This is a genomic window from Psychrobacter glacincola (assembly GCF_904846075.1).
GTDB classification, from domain to species: Bacteria; Pseudomonadota; Gammaproteobacteria; order Pseudomonadales; family Moraxellaceae; genus Psychrobacter; species Psychrobacter glacincola_C.
The window spans coordinates 1-15658 of sequence record NZ_CAJGZH010000001.1 but is presented as its reverse complement, the minus strand read 5'-3'; the positions used below and the strand labels follow the sequence as shown (position 1 = coordinate 15658).

General features: G+C 42.6%; 15 protein-coding genes and 1 pseudogene. 7 read left to right on the top strand and 9 right to left on the bottom strand.

The window, feature by feature from the left end; translation table 11 throughout:
* Positions 1-227: 227 nt before the first annotated feature.
* From glmU to hisF, 6 genes are all read right to left on the bottom strand, one after another.
* Positions 228-1610, bottom strand: a complete 1383-nt coding sequence (glmU, locus tag JMW85_RS00080; protein WP_201580552.1) for a bifunctional UDP-N-acetylglucosamine diphosphorylase/glucosamine-1-phosphate N-acetyltransferase GlmU — start codon at positions 1608-1610, stop codon at positions 228-230.
* A gap of 257 nt (positions 1611-1867) precedes the next feature.
* The gene (locus JMW85_RS00075) at positions 1868-2446 is read right to left on the bottom strand and encodes a phosphatidylglycerophosphatase A family protein (protein ID WP_201580551.1); all 579 of its coding nucleotides are present in this window, start codon (positions 2444-2446) and stop codon (positions 1868-1870) included.
* Positions 2447-2449: 3 nt separating this feature from the next.
* Positions 2450-3490, bottom strand: a complete 1041-nt coding sequence (gene thiL, locus JMW85_RS00070; protein WP_201580550.1) for a thiamine-phosphate kinase — start codon at positions 3488-3490, stop codon at positions 2450-2452.
* Positions 3491-3492: 2 nt separating this feature from the next.
* Positions 3493-4365, bottom strand: coding sequence for a transcription antitermination factor NusB (nusB, locus tag JMW85_RS14095; RefSeq protein WP_227681622.1), 873 nt, complete (start codon positions 4363-4365; stop codon positions 3493-3495).
* A 206-nt stretch (positions 4366-4571) separates the two neighbouring features.
* Positions 4572-5093 carry a 6,7-dimethyl-8-ribityllumazine synthase gene (gene ribH, locus JMW85_RS00060; protein WP_045445783.1) on the bottom strand — a complete coding sequence of 174 codons (522 nt, stop codon included), beginning with the start codon at positions 5091-5093 and terminating at the stop codon, positions 4572-4574.
* A gap of 176 nt (positions 5094-5269) precedes the next feature.
* On the bottom strand, positions 5270-6052 hold the full coding sequence (gene hisF, locus JMW85_RS00055) for an imidazole glycerol phosphate synthase subunit HisF (RefSeq protein ID WP_201580549.1): 783 nt from the start codon (positions 6050-6052) through the stop codon (positions 5270-5272).
* 179 nt (positions 6053-6231) lie between these two features.
* Here hisF and JMW85_RS00050 point away from each other — a divergent pair, with 179 nt between their 5' ends.
* The 6 genes from JMW85_RS00050 (at position 6232) to JMW85_RS00025 (ending at position 10297) form a co-directional block, all read left to right on the top strand.
* On the top strand, positions 6232-7479 hold the full coding sequence (locus tag JMW85_RS00050) for a homoserine kinase (RefSeq protein WP_201580548.1): 1248 nt from the start codon (positions 6232-6234) through the stop codon (positions 7477-7479).
* A 50-nt stretch (positions 7480-7529) separates the two neighbouring features.
* Entirely contained in the window at positions 7530-7841 is a 312-nt protein-coding gene (locus tag JMW85_RS00045) for a DUF2007 domain-containing protein (protein ID WP_045452353.1), read from the top strand.
* Positions 7842-8711 carry a class II glutamine amidotransferase gene (locus tag JMW85_RS00040; RefSeq protein ID WP_201580547.1) on the top strand — a complete coding sequence of 290 codons (870 nt, stop codon included), beginning with the start codon at positions 7842-7844 and terminating at the stop codon, positions 8709-8711.
* A gap of 19 nt (positions 8712-8730) precedes the next feature.
* Positions 8731-9186, top strand: coding sequence for a toll/interleukin-1 receptor domain-containing protein (locus tag JMW85_RS00035; protein ID WP_201580546.1), 456 nt, complete (start codon positions 8731-8733; stop codon positions 9184-9186).
* A gap of 11 nt (positions 9187-9197) precedes the next feature.
* On the top strand, positions 9198-9464 hold the full coding sequence (locus tag JMW85_RS00030; protein ID WP_201580545.1) for a hypothetical protein: 267 nt from the start codon (positions 9198-9200) through the stop codon (positions 9462-9464).
* Between the two features lie 650 nt (positions 9465-10114).
* A complete protein-coding gene (locus JMW85_RS00025) occupies positions 10115-10297 on the top strand; it encodes a hypothetical protein (protein ID WP_201580544.1) in 183 nt (60 codons plus the stop codon).
* Between the two features lie 253 nt (positions 10298-10550).
* On the opposite strand, the gene JMW85_RS00020 is transcribed toward JMW85_RS00025, so the two are convergent.
* On the bottom strand, positions 10551-11180 hold the full coding sequence (locus JMW85_RS00020) for a YchJ family protein (protein ID WP_201580543.1): 630 nt from the start codon (positions 11178-11180) through the stop codon (positions 10551-10553).
* Positions 11181-11225: 45 nt separating this feature from the next.
* Positions 11226-11942 carry a metal-dependent hydrolase gene (locus tag JMW85_RS00015; RefSeq protein ID WP_193007540.1) on the bottom strand — a complete coding sequence of 239 codons (717 nt, stop codon included), beginning with the start codon at positions 11940-11942 and terminating at the stop codon, positions 11226-11228.
* Between the two features lie 460 nt (positions 11943-12402).
* Here JMW85_RS00015 and acnA point away from each other — a divergent pair, with 460 nt between their 5' ends.
* Positions 12403-15201, top strand: a complete 2799-nt coding sequence (gene acnA / locus JMW85_RS00010) for an aconitate hydratase AcnA (protein ID WP_201580542.1) — start codon at positions 12403-12405, stop codon at positions 15199-15201.
* Between the two features lie 113 nt (positions 15202-15314).
* Here the strand turns inward: acnA and JMW85_RS00005 are convergent.
* Positions 15315-15658: pseudogene (locus tag JMW85_RS00005) on the bottom strand (hypothetical protein); the annotation flags it as partial.

Here is a 15658-nt window from a genome sequence, read left to right as displayed (position 1 = left end):
GTTTCATGTTTTGATTTTTAAAGGCTTCAATGTTTCAATGCTTAACCGCTCAAATACTTTGAGAGGTGATAATGTTCAGTCAATAAATAATAGAAGTTCATACTGGCAGAGCTTTTATACTAACAATTTTGACGTTATAAATATAAGGAAGCAGCATCACAAAAATTGTCATGCTGCTTAGTATTACTTCAATAGATATTGTTCAAAATGCTTGTGATTGACCATTGCTATTTTGACTTTTTGGTCGGACGCTGAAAGTCGTTTTTCTGAGTTTGTCGTGCCCGTCCAAAGGCTAATGCTTTACTGTCGACGTCTTTAGTAATCACTGAACCTGCGGCAACCGTAGCGGTATCACCAATAGTCACAGGTGCCACTAAACTTGAGTTCGAGCCAATGAAGGCATTGTCTTCAATAATGGTTTGTGATTTATTGACACCATCATAATTACAAGTAATGACGCCTGCACCGACATTGACATCTGTACCAATGGTCGCATCACCGATATAACTCAAGTGATTAACCTTGCTGCCATGACCTACTGTTGATTTTTTAATCTCGACGAAATTACCAACTTTACTGTTATCAGACAGTACGGTTTCAGGACGCAAATGGGCGAAAGGACCGACATCAACACCTGCCCCAATCTCAGCGCGATCAATCACGCAATAAGGTTTTATGTGGCAGGCATTACCAATGTGGGCGTTTTTGATGACACAGCCCGCTTCGATATAAACATTGTCACCTAAGACACAATCACCCTCGAATACCACACCAACATCGACAAACACATCTTGACCCGCAGTCAAGGTACCGCGAATATCAACGCGACTTGGATCAGCGAACTGTACACCGGCTTCTTGCAGGTCTGCAACTAATTTGCCTTGCCAAGTGCGCTCTAAGCTAGCAAGTTGTTGGCGGTTATTGACGCCTTCAATCTCAAAGGTATGCTCAGGCTCAATCGCGACAATATTAATGCCTTCAGCGACCGCCATTTTTACGATATCCGTCAGATAATATTCTTGCTGCGCATTGTCATTAGACAGCTTTGGCAGATATTTATGCAATAACGCATTATCGACGCAGTAAATACCGCTATTGATCTCTTGGATCTTCTGCTCATCGGCGCTGGCATCTTTTTGCTCGACGATGGCTTCGATATTGCCGTCTTTGTCACGTCTGATACGACCGAGACCAAAAGGATTGTCTACGGTCAACGTCAACATCGACATGCCCTCGGTGTTAGCCGCTTGTAGTGTTGCTAATGTCTGGCAGCTGACTAATGGCACATCACCATAGAGAATCAGGCTTTGCCCTTCTTTGGGTAATTCTGACAGGGTCACTTTCACCGCATGTCCAGTACCTAATTGCTCAGTCTGAGCAACCCAAGTAATAGGCAGATGCGCATATTGAGCATTGATATCTGCTTGGACTTGCTCGCCACCAAAACCATGAACAATGATAGTGTCGTCAACCGTTAATTGATGACACGTATCAAGGACATGACCCAATAACGACTTACCAGCCAATGTCTGTAGCACTTTTGGCTTAGCCGACTGCATACGCGTGCCTTTGCCAGCAGCGAGAATGATTACCGAGAGGGGAGTTGTCATAATAGCCTACAAATGTAACAAAATATAATTTCAAATTATAACGCAAACCGTCATTTAACTAAAACGCTATGTCGTGACATCTTTGTAACTTGCGTTGCTTGTCATGGGCTTACTATTTATTGGTGACTTGCTGATAAATTGTCTATCGTCACAAACGCATTACTAAAAAAGTGGACGAGTCAAAAAAATGGTGGACTATAAACGACAATCGGTTATGAAAGACCGTCGCTTATATAAAAGCGAGGCTAATTTAACAGCTAAAGGATGGTGGTATACATAATGATCCAAACGGCTGCTGCCATGATACCTGCGATGATGTCATCAAGCATGATACCTAGGCCGCCTGCGACTTTTTTATCTGCCCAGCCAATCGGTGGTGGCTTAATAATGTCAAAAAAGCGGAACAATATAAAGGCGATAATAATGGCAACAATAGAAGAGATTTGGGCGATATTTTGCCAAAAATTGCCGTCAGCGATACCCATATAAGATAGCGGCAGTAGGGTAAGCCACATGCCTGCCCATTCATCCCAGACGATATGCGGGTTATCATGACCACCCATTAGCTCTGAGGTACGACCGCATATCCAACTACCAATCACACAAGAGAGAATAGTAATAATCAAAAATGGCACGAATCCTAAGCTTAGCAATGGTATCGCGACGATTAAGCCACCAACCGTGCCCCAAGTACCGGGTGCACGGCGAGGCAGACCACTACCCAAACCTAACCCAAGCCAATAAACTACGCGGTCAAGCATATTGGCATTGGCGGGTAGCGGCGGGCAATCATTGGCTTTACGGATATCAGGCTTAGATAGGTTGTGATCAATCATGGGTTAACCTGCAAAATGTTGGTAACCCGTCAGATTGGGCCAAGTAGTAAAGGGGGCGGGATGGGTAGGTGTGATGGGCTGTCCTTGATAAAAAAGCTCTGGTCGTAAATTTTTGGTAGCATCTGGATTGTTTACGGTTATGACTTCGCCGATACAGGTAACAGGCATGTGGCTACTGTCATTAACAGGTGGTTCAATATGAGCAGGCAAAGTAAAAGCCAATTCATAATCATCACCGCCAGTCAGCTGGCACAACAAGCGCTCAGTTAACTCAGCGTTTGCCAATGCGTTGCTAGTAGGTAGCTGATCGAGATGAATGCGCATACTAACGCTGCTTTGTTGGCAGATATGTCCAATATCTTGATACAGACCATCTGAGATATCTATCATCGCAGTCGCACCAATTTTTGCCAATGCTGCACCCAGTGCAATACGTGGCGTTGGCATATGTAGACGATGCGCAAGCTCAATACCGATAGCAGTATCAGGATGCTGTAGCGCATAAGCGGCATCGCCAAGCGTGCCTGAGACATAAAGTTTGTCGCCAACTTGCGCGCCTGAACGGTAGACGGCTGGCGTCTCTTTGGTGAGTAACCCTTGCGCGCTGACACTAAGCACTAAATTGTCGCTGCGCGTGGTATCACCCCCAATCAGCGTCACCCCAAATAGCTGGCAAGCATGAAATAAGCCTTTAGCAAATTCACTTAACCAGTGCTCATTTGCCAAGCGCTCAGGCAAAGCTAATGCCAGTAGAATACTATGCGGGGTTGCACCCATAGCGGCAATATCTGAGACATTCACTGCCACGGCTTTATAACCGATGGTAAATGCTAGCTTATTTACTTGCTCCCAGTCAGCACTAAAGTGTCGACCTTGAACCAGCGTATCAATACAGCTGACTAATCGCGCGCCTGCAGGCAAGCTCATCACCGCGGCATCATCACCAATGCCTTTTTCAACACTGCCTTTGTCGACACTGCTAGACAATGACTGCGTAGCTTGCATTTGCGAGAATATACGCTCAATCAGCTCAAACTCATTCATGATTAGTCTTTGCTGTCTGCATCAGTGCGGTCTGTTTCAATCGCTTTTTTGCTCGCTTTAAAGTCACTAATATTGGCAGTAGCCTTACTAGCGCTATTGCGTTTGACAGTAGCATTATTGGCACTGATACGAGGCTTGTTTGAAGCAGTTGATTTTTCTTCAATGGCAGCTGTATCAGCACTATCGTCTATATCAGCGTTATCATCAGCATTGGTAGCAGCTTTTATTACAGGTTTAGCAGCCGCTTTTTGTGAGGTGCGTAAATTGGCTTTGCTATCTGCTTCTACTTCAATAGCACGTAGCTCTACGGCCATTTTATCAAGGACGGCATTAATCAATTTATGTGCGTCAGTAGCGCCAAAGTGATTATTCAGCTTCATCGCTTCATCAAGTACCACTTTATAAGGGATTTCTAAGCGGTTTTGTAGCTCGTAAGCACCAATCAAAAGAATAGCGTGTTCGACGGTGTCCAATTTATCAATTTCACGGTCAAGATGCTGAGAGATAAGGACATCTAGCGTCTCGATTTGCTCTGGAATATCACGCATCATTTCATGATAATAGCCAATATGTACGGTATGCATGGCATTGGTCGCGCGCGTACGAGCGGCGATATCGTGTGGGGCATTGTCTTTCCAGCCAAGCTTACCATCGATATCGAAGCGGCGGTCAGTGACGAGCCATTCGTATAGACCTTGCATCGCAAAGCGTCGCGCTTTCCGGATAGCGGTGTGACTGGTCTTGTAAGAAGACTCACTCATATCGAAGATTTGATCACCCGCACTGCTGCTCGCGATGCGCGTGGCTTCAGCTTGTTTATCATTGGTTTGGGCGGTTTTCGCAGCGCTGATAGCGCGCTTGAGTTGGTCAGTCATAGGGGGTCTATACCTAGTTGCTAAGATAAAAGTTTTAAAATAAAATGTTAAATAGTAGTTAGCTGGCAGGCTTTGCCAGTCGAGTTTTGTAGCGTACTTGGTAACAGTCTTTGTAACACTGACGCTGTGGCTCTCGATAAAAACGAAAGCTCATAAGAACCACAGCGCTCATTAAATAACTAACAGCCTATCAAATGATGGCTTGATTAAGCGTCTTCACTGTCATCTTCAATATCTAACTGTGATAGTACCGCAAGCATTTCTAGTACAACCATTGCCGCTTCTGAGCCTTTATTACCCGCTTTCGTGCCAGCACGTTCAATCGCTTGCTCAATGCTGTCAGTGGTCAAGACGCCATTGGCAACAGGGATATTATAGTCCATAGCTACCGCGCTTAAGCCTTTTGCAGATTCGCTTGCAACGAAATCAAAATGCGGGGTGCTACCACGGATAATCGCGCCTAAAGCAACGATGGCATCAAAGCGATCAGATTCAGCGGCACGTTGAGCAACCAATGGTAATTCAAAAGCACCCGGTACACGGATAACGGTAATGTTGCTACCCAATACACCGTGACGTAGTAGCGCATCAATTGCACCATCTACCAATGATTCAACCACAAAACCATTAAAACGACCGACGACGATACCAATACGAACGTCTTTGTTTTGATGTAAATTACCATCGATGTGAGTCACGTCATTGCGCTGCTGTTGTAGATTTGACATAAAAAATCCTTTGCCGAATGGGCTTTTAATTAAAATGTAGGAATAAATAATGCGCTAAATATATTGCTAGGTTCAAATGGCTTATTATCCGTTAGATAATCAGTTAAATGAACGAAAATAAGTGGTTAGCGCTATGATAACATTTTTTTCTGTTTTATTTGTACTTTACGAGCGTACTATAGACGCATTTGTATGCCTTGCGCTGCCATATACGCTTTGGCTTCTTGAACCGTATACTCACCAAAATGGAAGATGCTGGCAGCAAGGACGGCATCGACGCCGCCTTCCAACACCCCTTCGGCTAAATGTTGCAAATTGCCGACGCCGCCTGAGGCGATAACAGGCACATTGACGCGGCTGGTAATTTGCTGCATTAGTGCCAAATCATAGCCTTTTTTGGTGCCATCACCATCCATCGAGGTGACCAGTAATTCGCCAGCGCCAAGCTCAGCCATTTTGCTTGCCCAAGCAACGGCATCGATACCCGTTGGTTTGCGACCACCATGGGTGAAAATTTCCCAACGAGGTACAATAATACCATCGACATTGATATCAGCGACGCGTTTGGCATCGATAGCCACGACGATACATTGGTTACCAAATTTCTGCGCGGCTTCACCAACGAACTCAGGGGTAAATACCGCTGCTGAATTAATCGCTACTTTATCCGCGCCCGCATTCAATAGATTGCGAATATCAGCGATTTTACGCACGCCGCCACCAACTGTCAGCGGAACAAATACCGTCTCCGCCATACGCTCAACGGTATGATAGGTGGTATCGCGCTCATCATTGGTCGCAGTAATGTCCAAAAAAGTAATTTCATCAGCGCCTTGTTCGTTGTAGCGTTTTGCTACTTCAACAGGATCGCCTGCGTCTTTGATATCGACAAACTGCACACCTTTGACCACACGACCATTATCAACGTCCAAACAAGGAATGATACGCTTTGCTAACATAGGGACTTTCGCCTTATAATCAATTCATTCTATAAGCGCTAGTCTAGCAAAATCACCGCCATCTCAGGCAGGTTTTCGCAAGATTATTATGCTTTTAGCCAAAGTTTGCTCATGCACGGTACAATCACTGTCATTACCGTATGTATTTACCTTCTTTTAATTGCCATAAGTGAGATGTCATGTCCGTCTATACCCAGTTAACCGATGACCAGTTTGCCGATTTTTGCCACCGTTTTGGCGTATCGTTCGCGCGTGCCATTCCGATCACCCAAGGTATCAAAAACTCTAACTGGTTTATTCAGACGACTGACGATGTAGATGGCGCACACTCTTATGTATTTACCTTGTTTGAAGAGCGTCCACCAGAAGATATCGAAAAGATGGCGATTATCTTAAATCAACTAGACGGTAAATTACCGGTCGCCGCGCCGTTATCATTGCTTGATTTAGGCGCTGATAGCGCAGAAAAATGCTATGTCATACGCTATGACAATAAAGCGATTACCTTAGTGCCATGCCTAGCAGGCTCGCATCCACAGCAGACGACGCAAGCGATGTGTCATGAAATTGGCGCCGCTTTAGCGATGCTGCATGAGACATTGCAAGCACTACAACCTGCGGAAGAATATGGCGTGCCTTTATACCCATGGAGCGAGGTGCGCGATCGTGAAAGGCAGTTTATGCCAGCTGACGAAGCCAAATTGATGAGTGATATTTGGCAGTCTTATACGGATTTGCCGCTTGCGACTTTACCAAAAGGCTTATGTCATTTAGACATGTTCGCTGATAATACCTTATGGGACTTATCGTTAAATAATAGCCAAAAAGGCGCAGAGAGTTTAACGGGATTGTTAGACTTTACCGAAGTCAGCGTCGAGCATTATGTGATGGATATTGCCATTACCATTAATGATTTTTGTACGACTTGGGGCGATGCCGAGCAAGGCGAAACCGTCAATTTTGACCGCAGTAAAATGGCGGCTTTCTTACAAGGCTATGAGTCGAAACGCATGCTCGGTGAAGATGAAAAACGTGCCTTACCAGTGATGCTCGCAAAAGCGGCGGTGATTTTTTGGCTATTACGTTTAAACGTTATCCACTATAACCGTACCGAAGGACGTACTGGCGATAATATCATGGTCAAAAATCCTGACCTGATGAAACGCCTTGCCGCTTATCATTGGTCACATGTAGAAAAAGCGCAAAATACCGTATTTGCACTAGAGCATGCGCGTTATAAAGATGATGATAAAAATAACGATATCGAAGATTTTAAGATAATCGGTGTGTTTGCGACTGAGCAACAAGCACAAGCTGCTATTGAGCAATTAAAATCACAATCTGGCTTTAAAGATTATCCAAACGGTTTCAATATTGATGCTTATCCGTTAAATCAAATTAATTGGTCACAAGGTTTCGGTTGCTAATAGAATGATAGCAACGAGTTATATTTATAAATATTTAAAAGGAATTTATCATGACCGATCAAGTTGATAACTGGCACAAACTGGCACGCTACGACACCAATATTCAAGGTGATCTGCATGCCAATCTGCTGCGTAACAATGGTATTACGGTGTCTCTGCAACCGCTGAGTGCGATGCCCGGTATGAATTCTGGGATTGTGCTGTGGGTGCAGGATACTGATTTGGCGCATGCACAGCGCATTTTGGCAAATATTGACACCGATGGGGCAACGCCTTATGAGGTGTTTGATGAAACGTCAGCCGCCAAAATTAACCCTACTTTAAATTCTGCACAAGACGACAAGAACGGCGGTGAAGTATAAATGTGTCAACTCCTAGGAATGAACTGTAATACCCCAACCGATATTGGTTTTAGCTTTGCAGGGTTTCGTCGTCGCGGTGGCATGACCGATAGCCATGAAGACGGCTTTGGCATTGCATTTTTTGAGCGTAGCGAATGCACTAATAGTGACAAACCAGAGAATGCTTCAACTGGTCTACGCTTATTCCATGACAATCGCCCAAGCCATTTATCGCCCGTGGCTGATTTGGTTAATAACTATCCAATTAAAGCCATGAATGTCATCGCTCATATTCGTAAAGCGACCCAAGGGCAGAATTGTTTGGCAAACACCCATCCCTTTGTCCGTGAAGTGTGGGGCGAGCAGTGGGTATTTGCGCACAATGGGCAAATGAATAGCGAATTTATCAAACGCTGTCAGCGCTTGCAAGACAACGGCAACGCCTCACATTGCCAGCCAGTTGGTTCAACTGATTCTGAAATGGCGTTTTGCTACCTTGTTAATCGCCTAAAAAGTAGCTTTAAATTGCGTCCTGATGACAAAACGCTGTTTAACTTTTTGACCACTCAATGTCGTTATTTATCCGCCAATGGGTTGTTTAATTGCTTGATATCAAATGGTAGCTGGCAATTGGCTTATGCGGGGAGTTTATTGTTTTATCTCACGCGTCAAGCGCCGTTTGGCGAGGCGAAATTGGCAGATGATGATTTAGCGATTAACTTTGGTGATGTGACGACAGATACCGATAAAGTGACGATACTAGTGACCGTGCCATTGACTGAAAATGAAAAATGGCAACAGTTAGCCGTCAATGAATGTCTGATATTCCAAGATGGTGATGTTATTTATAAAGACATTGCGATGGCAGGGTCAGTTGGGGCGAGCGTTTAATAAATAAAGGGATTATAAGATGTCTGTTAAATTATTTGTCAGTTATGCACACAAAGATGAAAAATATAAGGAGGATCTAGAGGAGCATTTATCTTCTCTAACCAGAAACAAATTAATTGATTCATGGCATGACAGAAAAATTATGCCTGGAACCAAATGGAAAGATGAAATTGATAGTAATTTATCAGAAGCCGACATAATTATTTTTTTAGTGAGTTCAAGCTTTATCAACTCTGATTATAGTCAAGAAATAGAAGTAAGAACAGCTGTAAAGCAGCATGATGAGGGTAGGTCTGTACTCATACCAGTTGTTATTAGAGCTTGTGACTGGCATGACATGAGTTTTTCAGAATTCCAAGGTTTACCTAAGGATGCTAGGGCTGTTAAAAGTTGGCATGATGAAGATGAGGCTTGGTTAGATGTTGTGCAAGGAATAAAGGATGTTGCAAAAGAGATAACTCAAAAAAAACTCTAGCTAAATCTGAGGTGTCATTAGGTAGCTCTAAAATTGAAGTTACAAACAATTTCCTATCTTGGTTAAATGATACTGGGGTTAAACTATCTCATCGTTTAGTGGGTGAGGTAAAATTGGAAGATATATATGTTATTCCTGATATACAAGAATATGATGAGAAAACCGAAAAACTTATTGATATACACACATCGTCTTCCGTATTAGAAAGCCGTGAAAATTTCATTCTAAATTTATTGAAAAAATTACATAAAGAAGATTATTTAATATTTGATTTTTAAAATCATACAAAAAATAGTTGGTATTGAATGAAATTTCAAGTCTAAAAGAACAATTTGACGAGGAATTAAAAAGAATTACCCCATGGAAAGGTTCAGACTTGCGGGGTTTTCAACTGTATTAACTGTTTGTTAATAAGTTCTTTCACCTTCTACTATCTTCTTTGCACCTATAAAAAAACCAAAGAAGAATAATATCCATTGAAATTTATTAGAATTTGGATGAAAATAATATAAGAATTATAGTTTCTTGTGAAAAAATTATTCTTATATTACTTAGATAATATAAGAGAATTTTATGCAAAGAATTTTTAGAAAGCCTAAGACTACTAGATTTAGGTCAAAAAAAGACAGAGCGAAAAAAGTAGATGAGTACTTAGAAATCAAGAGAAATTGAATAACGATGATGTTGAGCAAGATGAACTATCGTACGATATTTTATCCAATATTAATAAAGTTTTTAAATCTATGGAGATAGCTGGAAAATAATAAACAATAGGCATGCTAGTATTGAAAAATCAGTTATAACTAATCTTGCTCTAGATGGAATTGATGCAGGATTAAGATTTCTGAATTTTTTCTTAAATATATCTGATAAAGCGCAAGAAAATATAGTGAGGTTCATTGCTGAGAATATCGCTTTGGATTCTCGTATGACAAATAGTGAAGTGAAAGAGCATGCTGAGCAAGCGTATTTACACTTAACCTATAATGTTTTATACGCCACAATACAAAAAATAGCGCACTCTATAGGGTCTAAGGAAGCTTTTGAGGTTTATCGCCAAATTGAAAGTACAAAAAATACCCCAGTGCATATTGTTCAAAATTATCTATAGATCTACAGTTCAATAAAACACTGAATATTCAGGAAATTATTAGACTAAATCAATGCTTTAGTAATAATGTAGTATGTCAAAGACTTATGAAGCAGCTAATTATTCAGCATATTTATATGTATCCAGTAGATTTTAAGGAAAAACAAAAAATAGCTCAGTTGTTGAATGTTTCTTTGAAACATCAAAGGTGGATGGAGTTGGAAAACAAAGGTAGTTCTCTAAAAATAAAGAAATCGGCTTCTTGATTAGATTGTTATAATTTCCCACAACATCGCTTAAACTTCTCACCAGACCCACAGATACACGGTTGCTTTTGACTGACGCTCATTGCGACCGTAGGATCTAAGAAATACCAACGTACATCATTATTGACTTTGTCTTTTACCTTCACGAAGGTGGACAGCTCATGATGCGCCTGCATTTTCTCTTCTAAACTAGCTGTATTATCTTTGATATTAAAATAAGCCTTAAACTCAACTTGCGCATGGCGTTTGCCTAGCTTTGGCGTGTGCGCTACGATTTCTAATCCTGCCCAATTCGTCTCTTTTGCCCACGATTCAATCGCCTTGATATCTAGCAAGTCTTGCTGCGCGGTTAGAGTGGTCTTGACGATATAGTCTGTCTTAATCAACACAAAGGCACTATAGCGCGTACGCATGAGACGTTCGGCTGTCTCCGCTTTTATACCCTCTGCTTTGTCAACCTCACCATTATAAACAGCATCATTATAAACAGCCTCATTATAAACAGCCTCATTATAAACAGCCTCATTATAAACAGCCTCATGATAAGGCTGACAGCAATCTTTATACAGTCGTGGTGAGCTGATAGCGCTTGATGATGGATGAATTTGGCAAGGGCAAACGTGTAGATTAGGTTGCATGTTTTATTCTCATTTTCGCTTGGGTTTTACTGCTTTATCGTATCTTTATCGCAGCATGCTTTTTATCAGTTCTGGCAATATGCCAACTTTTAGCTGTGCCCATGGTGCTGGGTCACGCAGCTGCTGCCAAAACGCATCAAACGGTGGGGCAAAATAGACCAACATGGCGAGCAGTGTATATAGTAATAAATACCACCACTTATCTTTAGGCTGATAAAACTTCATCGCTGTACCTGATGAGCGCTTCATTTTCATATTGGATAAATTGACGCTATATAATTCGTCCAATGTCAAATGCACTAGCGCGCCACCGAATAAAAATAAACCGTAAAACCAGCTTGCCGTTAATGGGAGGTGCAAGACGTAGTAGCTTAAATAAGTCAGCCCCAAACCCAAAATTGCCATATAAGGCACGGAGTGAATGACGCCGCGATGCACGGTCATGTTGGTAAAAATAGAGAAAACCACATAACGCATAAAGCCGTAGCCTGCTAGCCATAATGCAATCAGGGCAAGCAAACTCAGCTCACTGCGCCAATGCATGACCAAACCAAAGGCAAAAATAAACGAGGTGATATTAAACCCAAGCTTAATCGGTGTGGAGTTATCAGAATCCAAATCGGGAAGTAGCCCACCGATGGTGCCGAGCGCCACGCAAACTAAAAACCCCGAGTCATCAATCAATCCCGCTTTATAAACCGTCAAACTGAGCGTACCACTGACCATGAATGCAACATTCAGGTGGGTGTTAAAATTTGCCATAAAAACTCATCAATAAATAGCGCGCGAAACGATTGTTTCGAGGCGTTTGCCTAGCGGTAAAAAAGCGCACCATAATAGCATAGCGCAGCCAAACGTCTAACAGATAAGGCTCGTATGCGGCGACCGGTTTACCCACTACCTTTGATTCTAATGTTTCTTTGGAAAATATATTGATACTTAATAATAGAATGTTAAACCCTTGTTACGTTTACGATTATGCCACGATTTGACAACGTCTAGACGTTAACAAAGCACCGCCGTTTTGTTATGGTAAAAGAGCGTTATTGTTAAGTTCTAAAGAGTCGCTTAGCTATTTTGTTAACTCAACTTTATATTCTACTGTGTCAAATAATAACGATTTTGAATGCAACTCGTACAATCATCTATCTAGCCACCAATCCTCAGCATAAACCTATAACCGTTTGGGCTTAGGATCTATAACAACGATAAGGAAGCTACCATGAGTGATATTTTTAATGTAAAAGACACCATTTCGGTCGATGGCAAGGAACATGCCTATTACAGTTTGCCAAAGCTGACCGAAACTTTTGAGCACATCAGCAAATTACCATTTTGCATGAAAATCGTCTTAGAAAACCTCTTACGTAATGAAGATGATGGTCAATCTGTCGGCAAAAACCACATCGAAGCCGTTGCCAACTGGGACGCAGGCGCAGAAGCGTCAAAAGAGATCGCCTTTATGCCAGCCCGTGTAGTCTTGCAAGACTTTACTGGTGTGCCGTCAGTTGTCGATTTGGCAGCCATGCGTGATGCGGTGGTTGAGCTTGGCGGTAAAGCTGAGCAAATTAACCCATTTATCCCGAGTGAATTGGTTGTCGATCACTCTGTACAAGTCGATGCTTATGGCCGAGAAGATGCACTAGATTTAAACGAAAAAATTGAATTTAAACGTAATAATGAACGTTATGAATTCCTGCATTGGGGTCGTAATGCGTTTAAAAACTTTGTGGTCGTACCACCAGCCACTGGTATCGTGCATCAGGTTAACCTTGAATACTTAGCTCGTGTTGTAATGGCTGCTGATGTCAATGTTGATGGTAAAAGTGAGCTGACTGCTTATCCAGACACGGTATTCGGTACGGACAGTCATACGACGATGATTAATGGTATCGGCGTGCTTGGTTGGGGTGTCGGCGGTATTGAAGCGGAGGCGGCAATGCTTGGTCAACCGTCATCAATGCTGATTCCACAAGTGGTCGGTTTTGAGTTAAAAGGCAAACTCACTGAAGGCGTTACCGCGACAGATTTGGTATTGCGTGTGGTTGAAATGCTGCGTGCGCATGGTGTGGTTGGTAAATTCGTGGAGTTTTATGGCGAAGGCTTACACAGTATGCCACTGGCGGATCGTGCGACGATTGCCAATATGTCACCAGAATATGGGGCAACCTGTGGTATTTTCCCGATTGACCAAATGGCAATTGATTATTTGCGTCTATCAGGTCGTGAAGAAAGTCAGATTGAGTTGGTCGAAAAGTATGCCAAGGCGCAAGGTTTATGGCACGATGCCGATACCCCAGCGGCAACGTATTCAAGTAAACTAGAGCTTGATTTATCATCGGTACAGCCTGCACTTGCCGGTCCGAATTTGCCACAGCAGCGTATCAATTTATCTGATATGCACGAAAAATTTGGCGAAACTTTAGAAAAAATGACCAAAGACCGCAAATCAGAAGTCGAAGGCAAGGTACGCTTTGATGAAGAAGGCGGCGAGCAGGAGCAAGCGGATAGACTCTATGCTAAGCCTAATGTTTTCTCTGACGTCAATATCGATGATAAGAGCCATAAATTGCGTGATGGTTCTGTCGTTATCGCAGCGATTACCTCATGTACCAATACCTCAAACCCTGCAGTGATGATTGGCGCGGGATTAGTGGCGAAAAAAGCCGCTGCAAAAGGTCTAAAAGCCAAGCCTTGGGTCAAAACTTCATTGGCTCCCGGTTCGAAAGTCGTCACCGATTATCTTGAAAAATCTAAGTTAATGGACGAGCTTGAAAAAACAGGCTTCTATTTAGTGGGTTATGGTTGTACCACTTGTATTGGTAACTCAGGACCGCTCTTAGAGTCGATTGAAAAAGGTATCGAAGAAAAAGACTTAGTCGCTGCTGCCGTGTTGTCAGGTAACCGTAACTTTGAAGGTCGTATCCACTCGCACGTAAAAGCCAGTTATTTGGCGTCACCACCACTCGTAGTTGCTTATGCGCTGGCAGGTACGGTTGATATTGACTTAACGACGCAGCCGTTAGGACAAGATCAAGATGGCAAAGATGTCTTCTTAAAAGATATTTGGCCAACGTCAGATGAGATCAATGAGCTGATTGCCAATAATATCGATGCGGATATGTTCCGCAAAAACTACGGTGAAGTGTTTGACGGTAGTGCCGCATGGAACGCTATTAGCTCAGCCGATAGCCAGTTGTATCCGTGGAGCGAAGCGTCTACTTATATCAAAAACCCGCCGTTCTTTGATGGTATGACCATGGAGCCAGAAGGTATTCCTGATATCGAAGGCGCACGCATCTTAGGTCTATTCGGTGATTCAATTACTACTGATCATATCTCACCAGCCGGTAATATCGATCCAGATTCGCCTGCAGGCAAGTACTTGCAAGCGCGCGGTGTAATGCAAGCCGACTTCAATAGCTATGGCTCACGCCGTGGTAATGATGCGGTCATGACGCGCGGTACCTTTGCCAATATCCGTATCAAAAATACCATGATGGCTGGCAAAGAGGGCGGCTATACTTATTACTTCAAAGGCGATAGCGCCACGATTCAAGACGGCGAAGAAATGGCCATCTATGATGCGGCAATGAAGTATAAAGAAGACAGGCGTCCGCTCGTGGTACTTGGCGGTGCAGAATATGGCTCTGGCTCTAGCCGTGACTGGGCAGCGAAGGGTACGATTTTGCTTGGCGTAAAAGCAGTATTGACCAGCTCGTTTGAGCGTATTCACCGCTCAAACCTCGTCGGTATGGGTGTCTTGCCATTAACCTTTAAAGAGGGTAAAAATGCGGATACCTATAAACTGGACGGCTCAGAAGTGCTTAGTATTACAGGTCTAGATAATGGCGAAAGCAAGACCGCCAAAGTCACGGCCACACGTGCCGATGGTTCGTCTGAGAGCTTTGATGTCAATGTCATGCTCCAGACGCCAAAAGAGCGCGAGTACGTGCGTCATGGTGGCGTGTTGCACTATGTGCTACGTCAGTTAGCTGCTGAGAGCAAAAACGCAGCATAATAGTCAGTTGAGCTTAGTATGACAAAAAGCCCAATCCCAGTCAAAGTAGAGGATTGGGCTTTTTTATTATCTGGGAAAAGGGAAGCACGTATCTGAAAATCTATTCCAATGAACTATCTAAAGTTTTCATTCCAGCTCTCCTTAAATATTTTATTTAAGAATGCTTCTTTATTGATACTGCCGTCATTGTTTAAGCAGGTCTTATCGACAAAAAGATAATTTGTCCAACTGATATCAGGAGACAATTCATTGATTTCATTTACGATATCAACTTCGCTACTATCAGAGAAATCTCTAATGACAAGTTTTTGAGCCAACTCTAAAATGCGACTTTTTGTTTTATATTCATGAGAATTTGGATACTCAGAAATTTTATCAAAAAATTTCTCATAATTGATACTTAAGTCTTCGTTTACATATTCCTCACTCCAGAATATATAGTCACTCCAAAATGGGT

What these genes read in the sequence shown, in the direction of transcription:
- glmU (WP_201580552.1), bottom strand. Translation starts at nt 1,610, where the DNA reads ATGACAACTCCCCTCTCGGTAATCATTCTCGCTGCTGGCAAAGGCACG.
- JMW85_RS00075 (WP_201580551.1), bottom strand. Translation starts at nt 2,446, where the DNA reads ATGATTGATCACAACCTATCTAAGCCTGATATCCGTAAAGCCAATGAT.
- thiL (WP_201580550.1), bottom strand. Translation starts at nt 3,490, where the DNA reads ATGAATGAGTTTGAGCTGATTGAGCGTATATTCTCGCAAATGCAAGCT.
- nusB (WP_227681622.1), bottom strand. Translation starts at nt 4,365, where the DNA reads ATGACTGACCAACTCAAGCGCGCTATCAGCGCTGCGAAAACCGCCCAA.
- ribH (WP_045445783.1), bottom strand. Translation starts at nt 5,093, where the DNA reads ATGTCAAATCTACAACAGCAGCGCAATGACGTGACTCACATCGATGGT.
- hisF (WP_201580549.1), bottom strand. Translation starts at nt 6,052, where the DNA reads ATGTTAGCAAAGCGTATCATTCCTTGTTTGGACGTTGATAATGGTCGT.
- JMW85_RS00050 (WP_201580548.1), top strand. Translation starts at nt 6,232, where the DNA reads ATGTCCGTCTATACCCAGTTAACCGATGACCAGTTTGCCGATTTTTGC.
- JMW85_RS00045 (WP_045452353.1), top strand. Translation starts at nt 7,530, where the DNA reads ATGACCGATCAAGTTGATAACTGGCACAAACTGGCACGCTACGACACC.
- JMW85_RS00040 (WP_201580547.1), top strand. Translation starts at nt 7,842, where the DNA reads ATGTGTCAACTCCTAGGAATGAACTGTAATACCCCAACCGATATTGGT.
- JMW85_RS00035 (WP_201580546.1), top strand. Translation starts at nt 8,731, where the DNA reads ATGTCTGTTAAATTATTTGTCAGTTATGCACACAAAGATGAAAAATAT.
- JMW85_RS00025 (WP_201580544.1), top strand. Translation starts at nt 10,115, where the DNA reads ATGACAAATAGTGAAGTGAAAGAGCATGCTGAGCAAGCGTATTTACAC.
- JMW85_RS00020 (WP_201580543.1), bottom strand. Translation starts at nt 11,180, where the DNA reads ATGCAACCTAATCTACACGTTTGCCCTTGCCAAATTCATCCATCATCA.
- JMW85_RS00015 (WP_193007540.1), bottom strand. Translation starts at nt 11,942, where the DNA reads ATGGCAAATTTTAACACCCACCTGAATGTTGCATTCATGGTCAGTGGT.
- acnA (WP_201580542.1), top strand. Translation starts at nt 12,403, where the DNA reads ATGAGTGATATTTTTAATGTAAAAGACACCATTTCGGTCGATGGCAAG.